Source organism: Gynuella sunshinyii YC6258, from assembly GCF_000940805.1.
GTDB classification, from domain to species: Bacteria; Pseudomonadota; Gammaproteobacteria; order Pseudomonadales; family Natronospirillaceae; genus Gynuella; species Gynuella sunshinyii.
The window spans coordinates 4299255-4315902 of record NZ_CP007142.1 but is presented as its reverse complement, the minus strand read 5'-3'; the positions used below and the strand labels follow the sequence as shown (position 1 = coordinate 4315902).

General features: G+C 48.3%; 12 protein-coding genes. 6 read left to right on the top strand and 6 right to left on the bottom strand.

What is annotated here, in order from left to right:
* Positions 1-7 precede the first annotated feature (7 nt).
* From nrdG to YC6258_RS17915, 3 genes are all read left to right on the top strand, one after another.
* A complete protein-coding gene (nrdG, locus tag YC6258_RS17925; protein ID WP_044618146.1) occupies positions 8-526 on the top strand; it encodes an anaerobic ribonucleoside-triphosphate reductase-activating protein in 519 nt (172 codons plus the stop codon).
* 158 nt (positions 527-684) lie between these two features.
* Positions 685-1065: a VOC family protein gene (locus tag YC6258_RS17920; RefSeq protein WP_044618145.1), complete on the top strand. Its 381-nt coding sequence runs from the start codon at positions 685-687 to the stop codon at positions 1063-1065.
* A 205-nt stretch (positions 1066-1270) separates the two neighbouring features.
* Positions 1271-1621, top strand: a complete 351-nt coding sequence (locus YC6258_RS17915; protein ID WP_044618144.1) for a hypothetical protein — start codon at positions 1271-1273, stop codon at positions 1619-1621.
* Positions 1622-1682: 61 nt separating this feature from the next.
* Here YC6258_RS17915 and YC6258_RS17910 read toward each other — a convergent pair whose 3' ends face one another.
* Positions 1683-2612 (bottom strand): phosphatidylinositol-specific phospholipase C, encoded by a 930-nt coding sequence (locus YC6258_RS17910; protein ID WP_044618143.1) that lies wholly within the window; start codon positions 2610-2612, stop codon positions 1683-1685.
* A gap of 271 nt (positions 2613-2883) precedes the next feature.
* On the opposite strand from YC6258_RS17910, the gene YC6258_RS17905 reads away from it, so the two are divergent.
* Positions 2884-3363, top strand: coding sequence for an HXXEE domain-containing protein (locus YC6258_RS17905; protein ID WP_144407689.1), 480 nt, complete (start codon positions 2884-2886; stop codon positions 3361-3363).
* Between the two features lie 29 nt (positions 3364-3392).
* Positions 3393-3959, top strand: a complete 567-nt coding sequence (locus YC6258_RS17900; RefSeq protein ID WP_044618141.1) for a riboflavin biosynthesis intermediates N-glycosidase — start codon at positions 3393-3395, stop codon at positions 3957-3959.
* Between the two features lie 81 nt (positions 3960-4040).
* On the opposite strand, the gene YC6258_RS17895 is transcribed toward YC6258_RS17900, so the two are convergent.
* The 5 genes from YC6258_RS17895 to YC6258_RS17875 all read right to left on the bottom strand — a co-directional run bounded on the left by YC6258_RS17895 (position 4041) and on the right by YC6258_RS17875 (position 15971).
* Complete coding sequence (locus YC6258_RS17895; RefSeq protein ID WP_052830393.1) at positions 4041-5309, bottom strand: glycoside hydrolase family 5 protein; 1269 nt, start codon at positions 5307-5309, stop codon at positions 4041-4043.
* A 333-nt stretch (positions 5310-5642) separates the two neighbouring features.
* On the bottom strand, positions 5643-6932 hold the full coding sequence (locus YC6258_RS17890; protein ID WP_044618140.1) for a DUF1552 domain-containing protein: 1290 nt from the start codon (positions 6930-6932) through the stop codon (positions 5643-5645).
* Between the two features lie 29 nt (positions 6933-6961).
* Positions 6962-12043, bottom strand: a complete 5082-nt coding sequence (locus YC6258_RS30700; RefSeq protein WP_052830392.1) for a DUF1592 domain-containing protein — start codon at positions 12041-12043, stop codon at positions 6962-6964.
* A gap of 927 nt (positions 12044-12970) precedes the next feature.
* Positions 12971-14587 carry a hypothetical protein gene (locus tag YC6258_RS17880; RefSeq protein ID WP_044618139.1) on the bottom strand — a complete coding sequence of 539 codons (1617 nt, stop codon included), beginning with the start codon at positions 14585-14587 and terminating at the stop codon, positions 12971-12973.
* A gap of 643 nt (positions 14588-15230) precedes the next feature.
* The gene (locus tag YC6258_RS17875) at positions 15231-15971 is read right to left on the bottom strand and encodes a metallophosphoesterase family protein (RefSeq protein WP_044618138.1); all 741 of its coding nucleotides are present in this window, start codon (positions 15969-15971) and stop codon (positions 15231-15233) included.
* Positions 15972-16187: 216 nt separating this feature from the next.
* Between YC6258_RS17875 and YC6258_RS17870 the strand changes: the two genes are divergently transcribed.
* On the top strand, positions 16188-16622 hold the full coding sequence (locus YC6258_RS17870) for a MarR family winged helix-turn-helix transcriptional regulator (RefSeq protein WP_169748991.1): 435 nt from the start codon (positions 16188-16190) through the stop codon (positions 16620-16622).
* Positions 16623-16648 lie beyond the last annotated feature (26 nt).

The window sequence follows — 16648 nt, the reverse complement described above, 5'->3', positions numbered from 1 at the left end:
GGAAGTTATGAATTTTCATAAATATTTTTCAGTGGATGTGGTCAATGGTCCCGGTACCCGTTGCACGCTGTTTGTTTCCGGTTGTGAGCATAAATGTCGGGGATGTTATAACGCCACCACCTGGCCGCTTGGTTCCGGCAGACCTTTTGATCGTACCCTGGAAGATCGCATCATCTCTGACTTAAACGATACCCGGATCGTGCGTCGAGGGCTCAGCCTGACGGGTGGTGATCCACTGCATCCGGCTAATTGTGAAACCATCCTTCGGTTGGTTGAAAGAGTGCGTGCTGAAACCTGTGGCAAAGATATTTTTCTCTGGACGGGTTATCAGCTCGCAGCTTTGTCAGCGCAGCAGCGCCGGATTTTGAAATATGTGGACGTATTGATTGACGGAAAATTCGAGCAGTCACTTGCAGATCCGATGCTGAAGTGGCGGGGATCGTCGAACCAGTGCATACACTTTTTGTGTGAGCATCATCACCTGTCGCCAGATCTCACTGGCACAACGACGGTAATTAACGTTTAATCATTTTCCTTTCAGCCTGTTTCGGTGTGATCAGCGAGTGTTGTCATGCCGGCGCTGCATCACAGATATTGGCTAACAGGTCCATATGCCGCACCTCCATAGGTTATTTTGGGGTATTGTGTGGCCGTCATTTCACAACCTTTTCTGAGAGAGACATCATGATAAGTCATATCACGCTAGGCACTAACGACCTCGAAAAAGCAGCCGCTTTTTACGACGATTTGCTGGGAGCGATGGGGGCGAGCAGGGCCCTTGAAAGGGAACGACTGGTTGTCTGGAAGTTTGCCGGCGGTGGTGCCCATTTTTCCGTTATTAAACCCTATGACGGGCAGCAGGCAACCGCTGGAAACGGCACGATGGTGGCGTTAGCTATCGAAGATGTTGCGACAGTGGATAAACTTCATGCGAAAGCACTGGCTCTGGGGGCCGTTAATGAAGGTGATCCAGGGTTCCGTAGTGAGAGCGCTTATGGGGCTTATTTTCGTGATCCTGATGGCAATAAACTGAACCTTTATTGCAGAGTCGAGGCAGACGTCTGAAAAACAGCCTGTCATGTCCGTCAGGCAGGCGATATCGCTGACACAGGTGTTGTCAAAACCTGTTCGACGTATACTGATCCGGCAATTTCATGAAGTTGCTTTGATGTTTAAAGATGACCATGACGAACAGGGTTAATAAAGAGTTTAAGACAGAGATTTTGGTTGTCTGATTAACATAAACCTGGCCCGAACGAGGGAAAATATAATGCCGACCAGACAAACGTTTTCGCAAAAACTATCACAATTGAAACAGCAGGCGTTTGCCACGGACTATCCCATGTGGCGAAAAATGACCTCAACGGTTTTTTTGAGCCTGGCGTGTATTGTGGTTGTCGGAACGGCCTGGTATCTGTACCTCGCCACCGATGGGCTCGAATGCCAGAAAGGCTTTTTTCTCCTGTCGTTACCATGGCTCATCGCAGAGCTGATGGTGATCGCTTATATGTTTTACTACTCAATTCCCAGAGTTATTCGTGCCTCCCTGGAGGTCATCATTGGATGTTCCAATATCTGGTTTGGTCTTTTCATATTCAGCCTGAAAGCCTGCGGCGCATGAGATGGCCGCAGGTGTCGAAATCCAGCTATAAACTACCGCTACCGGGTAGACAGGTGAAAAATTACAGATAACCTGCCAGCTCGGTGCGGGTCAGTTGTTCGCTGATAAAATCCGAAACAATGATACCGTGATGTTGTTTTTGGCCGGTTAAGGGCGAAAAATAATCGATCAGGCGGTTGTTGATGTCATTGGCAACAGATGGGTAGTTAGGGATGCCCAGTATTGGCCGATAACCACTGCTGAAGTTAATGTACAACGTTCCCCGGGTATCGTTTTTCGCAGCGTTCAGGTTCTGTTCTATGGCTCGCCATTTATTATCATTGCTGGTGACCTTGACCACGTAATAATCCTGAATGTGAACAGGACGGTTGCGGGTATCATAAAAATCGGACTCAGCATTGTCGGCCCAGGGAGTGATGTCAATGCCGCCAGAGGTCCAGAATGAACCACGAAAACGCCTCAACAGGACTATTTTTCCACGGACTTCGCTCAGTTGCGGGATATAGCTGTGAGTCCACCAGAAATCCCGATATAAATCGTTGTTTTCATAGCTAACGAAGGTCTGCTCGAAGCTGCGGGTATTGTTGTAGGCTTCGTATTCTTCTGAGACCTCCATCAGAATGGTTTCAGTGGGATGTGCAGCCAGAAAGTCCGTGACACTCACCAGAACATCATCAAAGTTCAAATGTTGATAGACCGCGCCATGATGCACCACCAGGGCATCTTCGTAATGGCGTAAGCGTATGTCCAGATAACGCACGCCAATGTGCAGTTGCTCGCTGATGGTCAGATTCTGAGTCCGCGCAGTACCGGCGATGGATTCGTACATGGCGCCACTGTCGTGACTGCCGGGAATGGTCATGGCGGATAGTGGCAGGGAGTCGTCGGTTTGTGCCATCCAATCCGTCAGACGAATGCTGTCTTGATCGGCAAAGCCTGGGCGGGAGATTGTCAGTAACGTCAGTAAACAAAGCAGAATAGATGATTTCATAGGTGCGGATTCTCCGTTATGTGGTTGAAAACACAGGTGCTCCTCGACTCTGAATATGTAATACGACAGACCGGAAGATCTCAGTTTCATCAATCAGAGTGGGAGTAAGACATCTTTTTTTGACCGTAGTCAGCCAAAGCCGTGCTGATTTCAGTCGAGACAAAAACGACACACTGTATATTGTATGGTGGGTGAGTTAATCTTTTTTGACCCTTGCTCATAGGAATGGATGAGTGGTCGTGGCATGAAAAAAAATAACGGAGGATGACCTGTGACGCTTTCCATGATCGGTTGGTTATTTACCTTCGGTGTGCTGTTACACAATCTGGAAGAGGCATTGTATTTACCAGCGTGGTCTATGCAGGCCGGTAGATGGCATGTGCCGGTTGCAGCAGGTCAGTTTCGTTTCGCGGTGACGGTGTTATCTGTTTTTCTGATTGTGACTGCAACGCTTTCCATGACGGCTGCAGCGGGAAGCCTGATGGCCTATCTGATGGCCGGATACGTATTGTCAATGGTGTTGAATGTGTTGTTGCCACACGCGCTGGCAACCATTGGAATGAGACGTTATATGCCGGGTCTGGCGACTGCATTGTTGTTTAATCTGCCGTTGGGGCTCTGGTATCTTATGCGCGCATTGACTGAGCATCGTATCGAATGGTCGGTTTTTATCTGGTCGGGTCCTTTGACGGCGGCAATGATCGTTGCCATGATTCCCGCATTGTTTGTGATCGGGCGTGGCCTGAAGTAATACCGTAGTTGTTGTATCAAGGGAGTATTATGTTGGAAATCAGAAATCAGGCGCAGTTGATTGACTGTGTCAATCATGGACACAAGGTGAAGTATGTTTTTTTCTGGGGACACCAAAAACCATCTTCAGGGGTTTCCAAAACCTGCTTCAGTCAATGGTATGAATCAGAATTTGAAGTGGATGGCGTGACATACCCAACGGCAGAACACTTTATGATGGCGGAGAAAGCCCGGTTATTTGATGATCATGACGCCGCCCAGCGAATACTCAAAGCCGGAAATCCAGGTGAGGTCAAACGTATCGGCCGCTCTGTTCAGGGGTTTGATGAAGCGCGCTGGGTCGATCATCGGTTTAGTATCGTTGTTGAGGGCAATCTGGCGAAGTTCCGGCAGAACAAAGCCTTAGGTGATTTTTTGCGGTCGACTGAGCAGCGGGTGCTGGTTGAGGCCAGTCCGGTGGATAGAATCTGGGGTATTGGACTGGCGGCTGATCATCCTGGAGCCGAAAATCCGAATTTATGGAAAGGCCTGAACCTGCTCGGTTTTGCGTTGATGGAAGTGCGAAGACGTTTGCTTCATGACGAACCCGACTTTTGATGGTAGCCGATAGAGTTCCGGCAACTTCACCAATCCGGTCAATCCTGTGCGTAGCGTTGGATTGACCGGGTGCCTGTTTGTTTATTTTCTGCCGGCTTTTCGGCGCAGAGCAATCAGTGGCCATATAAACATTGCCATCAACGAAGGCATCAATGAACCTGCGTGGATGCTGATGACATCGTTCTGACCCTCGTTGCTGGAACCGTTGGTGTTATTGTTATCATCGGAACTACCGTTGTCGGAACCATTATTGTCTGTGTTATCGGAGCCGTTGTCGTCTGTGTTATCGGAGCCACTGCCATCAGAGCCGCTATCGTCTGTGCCGGTATCGCCTGAATCGTTGTTGTCCGAGGATGCATCATCGTACACGGTTGCCGCGACACTGGTTGATTTTAACCCGTTAACACCGTTGATCAGTCGGTCTCCCCAGGTCGTCAGATTGGTAACGTTAAAATTCTCGGTGATATCCAGTGATTCCGTTCCACCACTGTTACCGGACCATGACCAGCCCAGGTAGCCGATACCGTATTGCTCAGCCAGCGCCATGATGGAATCTTCATCCACATTTTCGCCCTGATGGTCTGCTCCAAACTCACCAACGATCAGAGGTAACTGGTTATTGTTCAGAAACTTAGAAACGTACTGATAGACCGAGTTGTAGTCGCCATAGACCTGATACATGTGAACGCTGAACATGGTGTTGTTGAGGCTATCGGCGGCGGCCACTGTTTTGGCGTTATCGAGCATGACGTGTTGCCAGTCCTGTCCCCAGGCTGGCGCATCAATTAACAGTGTGTGTGTCAGACCGGCTTCACGAAGGCGTTTGATAGCATCTTTATGACCATCGATCCAGACACTGGAATCGACATTATTGCCGATGGGTTCGTTACCAATGTTGATGATGACGTAGTCTTCCTGGCCTTTAAGAGCTGCGGCGATGTCCAGCCAATAGTCTGTGGCGCTGGACAGGGAAGACGCAGCACTGTCTTCCCCGTAACCGGTTGTATCATGTACTTCCAGAACGGCGATCATCTTTTGTGCTTTTAACTGTTCAATGATGCTGGTGACTTCTTCAGCGGAAGAGCGATTCCAGCGATATCCGCTACTTAACACTACCCTGACGGTATTGGCACTCACTGAAGCCATATCCTTAATGGCCTGGGTGGTATTGGTGCTGTACCAGCTATGGGGATAATTGATGCCGCGCATGACAAACGGTTTGTCGTTTCCATCCAGCAGCTGGGTACCTGAGACTGAAAATCCCGCATGACTGGGCAAGGACAACAGGGGCAGAGTAGTGAGTAAGCAGATTTGCAGGTGTTTGAGCTTTAAGCTTATAGGAAGCTGCATGGAAGTTTTTCTCCAGTCTTCTGGTTTATTGAATAGAGTAAAATATGTCTTGCTGTTTTTATTGCTTGGGTTGGTTATAAAACAAAAAAACATGACATATTTTTCTTTGAATATAACCGCAGGAGGTACTCTCGATACAGGAAGTGGGTCATGCATTGATGGTTAATTTAAAAACTATGAAGCAGATCACTGGTTATATATGACGTGAGTTTATGATTGTTATGCTAAGTAAGTACATATGCTCAATTGTCGGGCGTTTATCTGTTGAATTGATTGTAAATTGGTAAATATTCCGGCATTCAAAAGAATGCCGGAATTGTGGTTTTGGTGTTGTTACACCAGTACACCATTGACTGGACCGGTGCTGCTATACGGACTGATAACGCCATGGACTCCCATATAGTCGACAGCAGTATCCAGCAGCTGGTGATGGTTGTCTGCGGCGACCATCGTTCCCCGGTTAACGGCAGTTCCGCCACCTGCAAACATGAAGGCAGCATCGACACCGGTATGAGAACCACCATCGCCCATATCCGTAACCTGAACAACAAGCGTCGAATCAATCATCTTGCCACCATTTGGATCATCCTCTGTTTTCAAGCGCTGAATCAGATGTGCTATGCGTTCGGAGAAATAGGTCCGATACTCAGCATAAAAGTCCAGATTTCCGCTGTGTACCGAGGTGTGGTAATCCGCATCCAGACCGGTCACACCAAAGTCAGACTGATGGGTACCCAACTGAATGGTGACCACCCGGGTGATGTCACACTTAAGCGCCAGGATGGCATTCTCGGTCTGTAATGCAAACAAGTTAGTAAACTCGCTATCCACCAGATCGGCTGACAGACCGCCCGGGTTAAATGTTGGATCACTGCAACCCATCGGTGTTGAAGAACTGGACGTACTGTCGATATCCGTCTTCAGTTTTTCGATGGCCGCCTGGTGTTGTTCCAGGCGCTGCAGTTCATAGGTGCCGAGTTTGGTTTTGATTTTGGCCAGCGCCGCCTGGTTAATCTCCAGACGTTTTTTATCCCGCCGGGCACCGATAGGACTGGTATCCACCGCACCGCCAAACAGTTTTTCAAACGCTGTTTGTGGGTTGTCCTGATAATCGGTTACCCCGGAATACCAACGTGCCGACACCGGGTCCAGGTTACGGGTACGCACGCCAAGCCGTAATGAAGCCACCGGAGAAGTGGCACCAACGGTTTCTTCCAGCGCCAGGTCGACGGTACCGCTGACACCATCGGCAAAAGCGCCCAAAACCCGCTGAGAGTTACCATGACCACCACCACCAATGATCTCGATCCCTTTGCTGGCATCACTGCGGCTACGGAAAAATACGCACTCATCCTTGACCGCTTCCAGCGGCTGGGAACAGGCTTTCAACGTCAGGTTGCTGGATGGTAAGAATGAGTAGGAAGCACCCAGAGGGGTGCCATCCGGAACGTAGATAAAGATCACCCGACGCTGAGCAGTATCCGCGGCCAGCGCCTGACGGGATAACAGCATACCGGCGCCCAGGCTCGAAGCCTGCAGCAGGGGCAGGGAAAGCCCTGCCTTGCCGATGAACTTTAAGAAGTTGCGACGTTGCATCAACGCAGCTTGTTTTTCATGACTCATGTTAGACCTCTTCAATATCCGGTTTGCCATTAACGTACGACATTTTTACGGTAACGGACGCTGTCCATCGTGCCGAGTGCTTTCAGCAGCTCAACGGTGCTGTAGTCACTGGATTTCATGACGTTATCCAGTTTCTGCACTTCACAGGTGTAGTTATTGACCTCATCAGCGGAGAGATCGATATCCATTGCCCGGTCCAGATAAGTTGATCCGGTACCCATGGCCATCCGGAAAGTATTGTCGATGAAGCACTGACGGGTGACATCCAGATCGGCGATCGCATGTGCCAGTTCTTTGGCTCCGTTGAAGTTAATCGAATCAGTATCACTTGGGCTGGTAATGCCATACATCGTTCCCGAAGAGTCAATGGTCAAACCGTTGTAGTCCTGGGTTTGTGGCAGACCAACAGCATCGTAATCTTCAAAACCACCACCCAATGGGTTAATCATCTGCGCGTGACAGGTTTGACACAGACTGCCTGAAGTCTGGAATTCATACTTCTTACGGGCAGTTGCCAGGCCATTGTGTTCTTCCAGGTATTTTTCCCACTCGATTCTGGCCTGTTCACGGGCTTCATCGAAGTCATCACCATTGAGCGATACACCGGTTGGTGGTGGAGGTACGTCATGACACATAAAGCGTTTACGCAGATAAACCGCTCTCAGAATTGGGCCGGTTTCCTGCTCGTGAGCATGAACGGTCAAGAATGCGCCAGAGGTAACCAAGCCGGCACGGCTGTTGATGCCGGTGACTTTCTGCATACTGCTGCCGGTCACACCACCAAACCCGTAGAAATCGGCCAGAGCCTTGTTGGCAAAGGTGAAACTGCCATCATAGAGTGCTGAGAATGGCTCACCCTGATCCAGTACCACATGGTTGAAGACATCACGTATTTCCTGGGCCATGGCTTCACGCACTGCGGGAGTGAAGGTTGGGTACAGGTCTGGATCTTTGACCATATCCAATACCCGGTCCGTACGCAGCCACTGCGCCGCAAAGTCGCCAAAATGTTTACGAGCGCGATCAGTGGACAATAGGCGTTCCACCTGAGCGGATATCTGTTCATCAGTTTCCAGTCCGCCTTCACCTGCGGCCTTCAGCAGAATGTCATCAGGAGTGGAACCAGTGAAGGTATAACTCAGATAGGATGCCAACTGATAAGGCGTCAGGACATAAGCGTTATTGTCCAGTTCAACATCCGGCAGTGATGGCACGCTGACTTCGGCGGCCGAAATTTCCCATTGACTGATAATCAGGTCCTGTCCGCCTTTGTACTCACCTTCAGCGCCGATTTGTTTGTTGATGACGGCAATGTAACGGTTACCGGTCAGGTCTTCAGTATGGAACTTATAGGTTTTGTTATAAGAGTGATTTACTTCAACGGTTGCGATAGTCGTACCGTTAGACTCTATGGACATGGTTGGCCAGAGGCCATTTTCGCTACTCTTCACGCCTTTGACAGTTATCAGTATCAGGTCATCTCCAGTGAACATTGCATTGCTGCCCTGTTGATTGTAAATCGCCAGAGTTTTTGCATCGCTGCTACTGATAATTGTTTGAATGGTACCTGCCTGGTCATATACGGCATCGTCGTCACTACCACCACCGTTTTGGACATCGCTGACGGATATACCGGTTTCATCGCGATAGAGGAACTGCGGTGACGTTAATGCGGTTTTAAGGGCAAGACCGATTCCATCATGGACGTTGCCGCCGGTGTAATCTGCAGTGAACAACTCCTGATAGGCAATAGTCTCATCTTCTGTGAGTGCTCGACGGAATACCTTGGTCAGGTAATTTTCCACAAAACTGGCAGCACAGGCGCTGTCGTCATCGAAAGCAGAGCAGTTGATAATGCTTTCAAAGTTTTGTTCTGCCAGCTTGTTGACGACTTTGGTAATAATCAGATCATAAGAATGTAACGCGCCGTTATCGATACTCGCCATAAGGTTATTGGAGAAACCATCAATGATGTTATCGGCTGGAATTGCGTCATAGGTGCTTTGTCCCAGATCGGCCAGCAGGTTGACGCCGGTGAGATCTTCAATAGAGTTTGAAAACTCGTTTCGAGTTAGCACCCTTAGCATGCGGGGACCGTAGTTGACATCGCAGGACAGTTCGCCGCCAGGACCACCGGTATTATCGTCATCCCACGTGCGGATATAGGCCGCGATATCATTAGCACAGGTACCAGTACAGTTAGTGGCATTACCTTTCGGCATGGCATCGTTGATAAAGTTTGCCAACGCCTGATTGTCGCTGCCATAGCTGGTTTTGGATGGATCGATTTTGATATTACCTTGTCCAGTAGCGCCATGGCATCCAGCACATTGTGTGTCGTACAGTGACTTCCCGGATGCAGCATCGCCACCTGACGATCCGCCGCCATCACCAGAACCACCATCACCAGAACCACCATCGCCAGAACCGCCGTCTCCGGAACCACCGTCTCCCGATCCGTTGTCCGCCCAGCTGCGAATATAGGCGCTTATGTTGACCGCACAGGTTCCTGTGCAGTTAGTGGCATTACCTCTTGGCATCACATCATTGATAAAGTCTGTCAAAGACTGACTGTTGCTGCCATAAGCCGATTTGGAAGGATCAATTTTGATACTGCCTTGTCCTTCCACGCCGTGACAGCCGATACACTGGGTCTCGTACAATGATTTTCCTGTCGAGATATCCCCGGTAGAGCCATCACCACCATCACCACCATCACCACTATCACCGCCGTTACCACCATCACCACCAGAGCCGTTGTCGGTACTGATTGGGTCACAGCCAATGGCTTCTGTTGACACGACGAGGTCATCCATCCAGACATCTGCGCTGTTGCCACTGAAACTGTGGAAACCGAACATGACATAGTTGAACTTGTCGCTCATCCAGTCTTTACCAAGAGCACCATTGTTCCAGTCTGCTCCGGAAGTAATGGAATGAACCAGTTCGCCATCGACCCACATGCGTACTTCGTCATAGCTCGTATCGGCATACAATGCGGCCTCGACGCAATACCAGGTATTCGGCATCAGTGCCTTGCCGGACTCCCACTGACTGGCTTTAGGAGCAATATTGTCGGTTGGAACATCGTTGGTACCGAGAACCCCTTTGATCTGACCGATCCGGACTTCGTTATTGGCATCCTGGGTTTTCTTGATGCCCATGATGTGTTCATGGTTGTCACCTGGAACATTGCCCATTTGCTTGTTCATGCGGACAAAGGCGCGCATGTGCAGATGATCGGTTCCAGCCGGTAATTCACGTACCAGTTGAGTCATGCTGCCTTTAAAGTGAATGGAGTGCGTACCACTGTAGGCTACTGAATCATCAACCAGGGCATAGGTGCCGTAGTCTTTGGTATTGGTCGTGTTGTAGTTGTAACTCAGGAAATTATCCCAGTTTGCTGGCTGTGCGTTAACGTCAGTGTTTTCAAAGGTTTCGCTGAACAATATTCCCGATGTTGAACCGCCGTTATCACCGCCATTGTCGCCGCCGCTGTCACCACCATTATTTCCACCGTTGTCACCGCCGTTATCGCCTCCTGAATTATCGGTCCAGGTACGAATATATGCAGCGATATCGGTTGCACAGTCGCCGACGCAGGCACTGGCGTTGCCTATGGGCATGACATCATTGATGAAATCTGCCAGAGGCTGATTGTTGCTACCATAAGCGGATTTGGTTGGGTCAATTTTGATGTTGCCCTGGCCTTCGGTACCGTGACAGCTCTGGCAGGTGGACTCATACAGAGTTTGACCATTAGTGGCGTCACCGCCAGAAGAGCCATTGTCTCCGCCGTTATCGCCACCGTTATCACCGCCGTTGTCGCCGCCGTTATCACCGCCGTTATCACCGCCGTTGTCGCCGCCGTTATCACCGCCGTTGTCGCCGCCGTTATCACCACCATTATCGCCTCCTGAATTACCGGTCCAGGTACGAATGTATGCAGCGATATCGGTTGCACAGTCGCCGACGCAGGCACTGGCGTTGCCTATGGGCATGACATCATTGATGAAGTCTTCCAGAGGCTGATTGTTGCTACCATAAGCGGATTTGGTTGGGTCAATTTTGATGTTGCCCTGGCCTTCGGTACCGTGACAGCCCTGACAGGTGGACTCATACAGAGTTTGACCATTAGTGGCGTCACCGCCAGAAGAGCCATTGTCTCCGCCGTTGTCACCGCCATTATTGTTTACATCGCAGCCAATCGGTTGGGTGGAGACAACAATGTTATCCATCCAGACATCTGTGGAGATGCTGCTAAGGTTGTGAAACCCGAACATCACGTAATTAAATTTATCACTTGCCCAGTCACTGGGTAACGGACCATTGTTCCAGTCAGCTCCGGATGTAATGGAGTGAACCAGATTGCCATCTACCCACATGTACAATTCATCATAGGCTGTGTCTGCATAAATGGCGCTTTCGATGCAATACCATTTCCCCGGTACCAGAGGGGAGCTTGAGCCCCAATGGTCATAAGTTGGAGACAGATTGCTGGAAGGTACCACGTTGGTTCCAAGTGTACCCTGCACCTGGCCAATGCGGATTTCATCGTAACCATCCTGGGTCTTTTTGATACCCATGATGTGTTCCTGGCTGTAGTTTCGGGTGCCGCCCATCTGATCACTGAGCTTGACGAATGCACGCATGTGCAGACGATCAGTTCCAGCAGGGAGGGCACGAATAATTTGTGTTTCGCTGCCTTTGAAATGAATGGCATGGTCGCCCGTATGAGCATCACCAGCTTCTACCAGCGCATAGTTAGTGGCACCAGGGGTGTTGTTGGCGTTGTAGATGTACCCAAGAAAATTATCCCAACCTTCAGGTTGAGCGTTAACACTGGTTTGCTCGAAGTCTTCACTGTAAATGATCGAACTGGTGCGGGTAACCGACGCGGCCGATGGAGTAGCATCTGTCATTGTTGCGGAACTGATGCTTAGTAATTTGGGGTCAAGACTCGCATACTGCAGGTTTGCCACTTCGCTGTCAGACGAGGATTTGGCAGTTGACGATCTGGCTTGATCAGATTCGTCGCTCCCGCATGCTTGTAGCAGAGTCAGAGACGCAGCCATAATGGTTAGGTTGCTAATATATCGGATCCAGTACATATTGATTTCCTGATCTTGTTTTATAAGAAAACTGGTCGGGGCAGCCAGAAAATAACAGCAGGATTGATAACAGGATGATCAAAGAACCGATCCTGTAACCGCTCAATACATTTCTCTTAAGCTACGACTTTATTAAAAAACATAATTTAAATTAAATGTAAATCACACTTTGTAGCCGTGTTTTTGGAGATAAAGGGGCTTTGAAAATTTAATAAAAACGGTGTTTTTTTGCAGTCAAATAGACATCGGTAGATGGTTTTTTTTAGCTAGCATATTATTTTTTTGAGTGCAATTTATAGAATAAAAATTAAAATTTTTTCATGTGTTTTTTCAGGTTTGGCGCGGTTTTTTTTCTATAAAAGTGTGAACGGCCGTACAGTTATCTGAGCTGATTGTTATGGCTAGGCCCGAACCACTGTCGATTGCACTTCAACCCTTTCGAATTTCAATAGAGGACTTGTCAAATTTAACTTCGTATGTTCTGAAAGCATCTCTGTGTCGTTGTGAGATATAGAACCCTTCGGAAGGATGCGGGTTTGAACCGATATTAAGGGGTGGGGTGGTATGCCAGGTTTTGGAACGTAACAATGAAGGTATATTTTGTTTCAGGTTTTTCAGGGGTGAATGGCTTGGTTTACATGATAATTTGATAATTTACTGATTCAGCGGATTGCATGTCGTATCTTGAGTGAGCCGATACTGAATAAAAACTGCGCTAAAGGATTTTGACTGTGGTTCGAAATCAGAATGTTTTTCCTTAAAACCTGAAAAAACTGAAAATGTGTGTTTCAGACATTGAAATTTCAAAGTTAGTTGAGCAATTGTGCTGTCATAATCGGGTGACTAAAAACTGATCTGTTTTTGGTTAATAAGGGAGGTTCGTTACCAAACGATTTACGATTGGTAACGAACTGCCAGTGGTATTGATCAGTTGTGAACCGACACAAAAATTGGATTGGAATAGAACCACAGATCTGCGTAATTACGATTGTTAACATCTTCGTAATATTTCAGATAGTCGTCCATAGTCATAACTACTTTTTCAGATCGCTGTGGTTCGCCATTTACGGTCAGTCCTTCGACGTTGTAATCCAGATTGGAACCACGAAGGCGCAGATATTGGTCTTTTTCTGCGGTGAAGGTATAAGTCATCACATAGTAACCTTCATTGTCCTGGTACCAGTCAGAGGCGGTGAATGACTTTGCAACTTTAGTACTGTCATTATGACCGTTGTCGTAGGCTGCGCTACCATGTGCCGCTTTTTCGCCAACATCTCCTACTATCAGATCGACGTGATGCACACCTGGATTGGCACTATTGTAGTTTTCATCATTTACCACTTGTTCCCGGTTATTGGTTTCCGGCACTTTAAAGCGGATAGTGACTGTAACGACTTCCCCCTTAGCCACGGAAAGGTTACCGCCCATAGTTTTGGATGTACCGTTGTGATCCTGAAGGCTAAAGTCCAGAGCGTTAATCAGATCGCCAAAGACAGAGAAAGTGTTGCCGCTGCGCAGTGCAGATAATAAGGTTTGACTGTCGAGGTGGTCTCCCTTTTGCCCTTCTACCCAGGTGTAATTCTTAGCGTATTCGCCAGGATAATAACCGCTGGCATAAGGAATGCGGGTCTTAAAGTGATGGTCCGAGTTGGCGGTATTCCATATTTTCCGTCCTTCACCCAGCAGTGCATCCCACCAGCCGCCGAGTTCCGATACCACCGGATCAACACCACCATGAACGCCATCTGCACTGGATGAGCCGTAGTCACCACGTTCACCGTTAAACTGATTTCCCACCATGCCTTCCGCAAGGAAAAAGACGTCGGGAGCGGCATCATTCAACTCGCGAATTTCGGCGATTGTGTAACTGTTGGCATAGCGACGGGGATGATTCAACATACCATAGCTGCTGTCAGCAAAGTTTTCTTCCAACCAGGTCAGTGCTGCCAATGCATCTTCATGGGTGGCGTTCTGACGGACGATCCCTTTGTCTTTCCAGGCCTGAAGATCTGCTTCTGAAAAATCGCTGTCGTTGTTTTTATAGCTGAAACGGTATTCAAATTCTTTAATGGCTGCCAGACGCTCTGCCTTGTTGGCGTCGTCCCAGAGGATTCCTACATTGTAGTGTTCGTGAGTTGGCATATCCCACTCAAATGTTGAGTATATTAACTTGTCCTGGTATTTCTCCGCCTGCAACGAGGCCACTCCGGGCAGTTCATATGTGGTCAATGCATCGTAATATAATAATCCACCAAGATCATTGTCGTCGTTGTCCTGACTGTTATTCCTCATGTGGTTGGAAATACTGATGTAGTCCAACCCGAAATCATCAAAACCATGGCTTAAAACATCAGCGAGGGGAGAGCGGGCATCCTGCGAGAGCGCGGTGTGCACATGCAAATCACCGGTGACCCAGTGACCTTGACGGGCGGATCCGTTATCACTGCTATTGTCTGATGTTGAGTGGTGATTATCTTCAGTTCCACAACTGTTCAGTGCTGTGATTGCCAGCAACAGTGGGACTACAACTATTCGATTCGTCATGATTATACAGCCTGTCTTTATATGTGTTTACGGACATTTATATCCACTACGCGTGACTCATGGATTGATTGCTGTGTTAAGCGTATCTGAGACAATGGATAAAGGTCGTACTTACAATAAAACGAAAATATGACAAATTAAGAACGTTTTCATGACAGATAATTTCCATATAAGGACAATGGGGGTGCCTGATGGAAGTTCGCACGGGTTTGAGGGTATAGATGGTGACCGTTTACATGCTTTCTGGGAAAAATAATAAATATATCCCGTTTCAGACTCGCTATGTAAGGGGCTCTCATATTACCGCGTTTTGGCAGCCAGAGTGATACCGTAAAAAAATTTTCATCATAACTATTTATTTTGATGGAGATATAAGGTTCGTTCTGTGAAAGAACGGATGTTGTGGGGTTTGGTGCACATGTATTGCCCTGGCAAGTATTTATGTCGTGTTAATAGTGTGATGCGGGAATGCACCGAGGTGTCGGACCACACCATGGGCATATGCCCATGCGAGTCCTTTAAAATCAAGCGGTCTGACGATTCGGGATTTCGCTAATTTCGTGGATTTTTAAAAAGGCGACATTCCAATTGATCAGGACGATCTATTTGAATGCCGGGTTTATAGTAACGATAGCATGCGGTATCAGGCGGTTCCTGTGGTTAAATAATGTACCCAGTCATCTCGCTGTCGTTTCTCGGCATCCCTGGCAGCATTCTGATAATCGTAGGGCACCTTGATATGTTCAACCTTCCAGCTCCCGGAAATTTTTTCAATCAATGCATAACTGGCATGTGGCGCGAAATTCTGCATTGAGTGAAGAACAGGTTCATCATCGGTGTAAGCAGGCAGACCGATGCTACCGGGATTGACAATAAGCTGTTTTGTTGTGGTCATAACCATTCTGGGTATATGGGTATGGCCGCATAAGATAACTTCAGAACGGTTGCCGTTCAGCAGCTGAATAATATCTCCGTCAGTGCGTAGTTTTGGGTATCCGTTACTGACGTCTTCAAGCAGATAAATCAGGTCATCCGTTGGCGTGCCATGGCACAGATAAATCTCTTCCGTCAACTGCTGATCGAAAGGGAGCTGTCGCATCCATTTCAGAGGCTCATCACCGAGATCCTGTAAAATAAATTCCATGGTTGGGTTATGACGAATGTCTTCAGCCGTTGCCTCATAAATTTGCCGGTCCTGGTTGCCACGAATGGTTACCAGTGAATGCTGCATTAATAATTCATAGGTGGCTCGGGGTGCGATTGGACCATAAAGAATGTCACCCAGGTTAACTGTTATGTCGACACCTTTTGTCTGAATATCATTCAAAGTGGCTTGCAGGGCGTAGACATTACTATGGATATCAGATAACAGGGCGACTTTCATGCAGGGCCTTCAGACACAGGAAATCTGTGCATTATATTGCCTGAAACATTCCCGGCAGGCCAGTTTGGTCTGGAGTAAGGTCTGATGTAGGCCCGTTGAGCTTTTTTTTCTAAAAGCTGACGGCGTTTCCGGAAGCAATTTAAAAGTATCGGTTGTCAAAGTTAAATATGAAGGTAAACTTCACAGTTAAGCTTCATAAGTAACATGACTCTGAATATGCCCCAGGATCTCGCGCATCAACTGGCGGTGGAATTAAGGCATCTGATTGCCCATTCTCACCGAAAACTGAAAGAGCAGGCCAATCTGGGAGATTTGAGCTGGACGCAGGAACGGGTGTTGATTCATCTGTACCGACATGCCCCGGCAACCGTCTCTGATCTTGCCACGCTGGAAGGAATGCGCTCACAGTCGATGGGCGCAACGGTTAACACGCTCAAACAGGCGGGTTATGTAATCGGCCAAAGTGATCCGAATGATGGCCGTAAAACCCTGTTGTATCTGTCCGACGAATTTAAAGGGCATATCAGGCAAAAACGCCTTGCCGGAGAAGAGTGGCTGGAATCCCTGATTTCCCGACGCTTGACCGAGCGGGAGCAAAAGACACTGAAGAATTCCCTAAAAGCCTTTAAGAAGCTGTTACAGGACGAGTAATTACTGACCAGCCCATATCGGGCAAA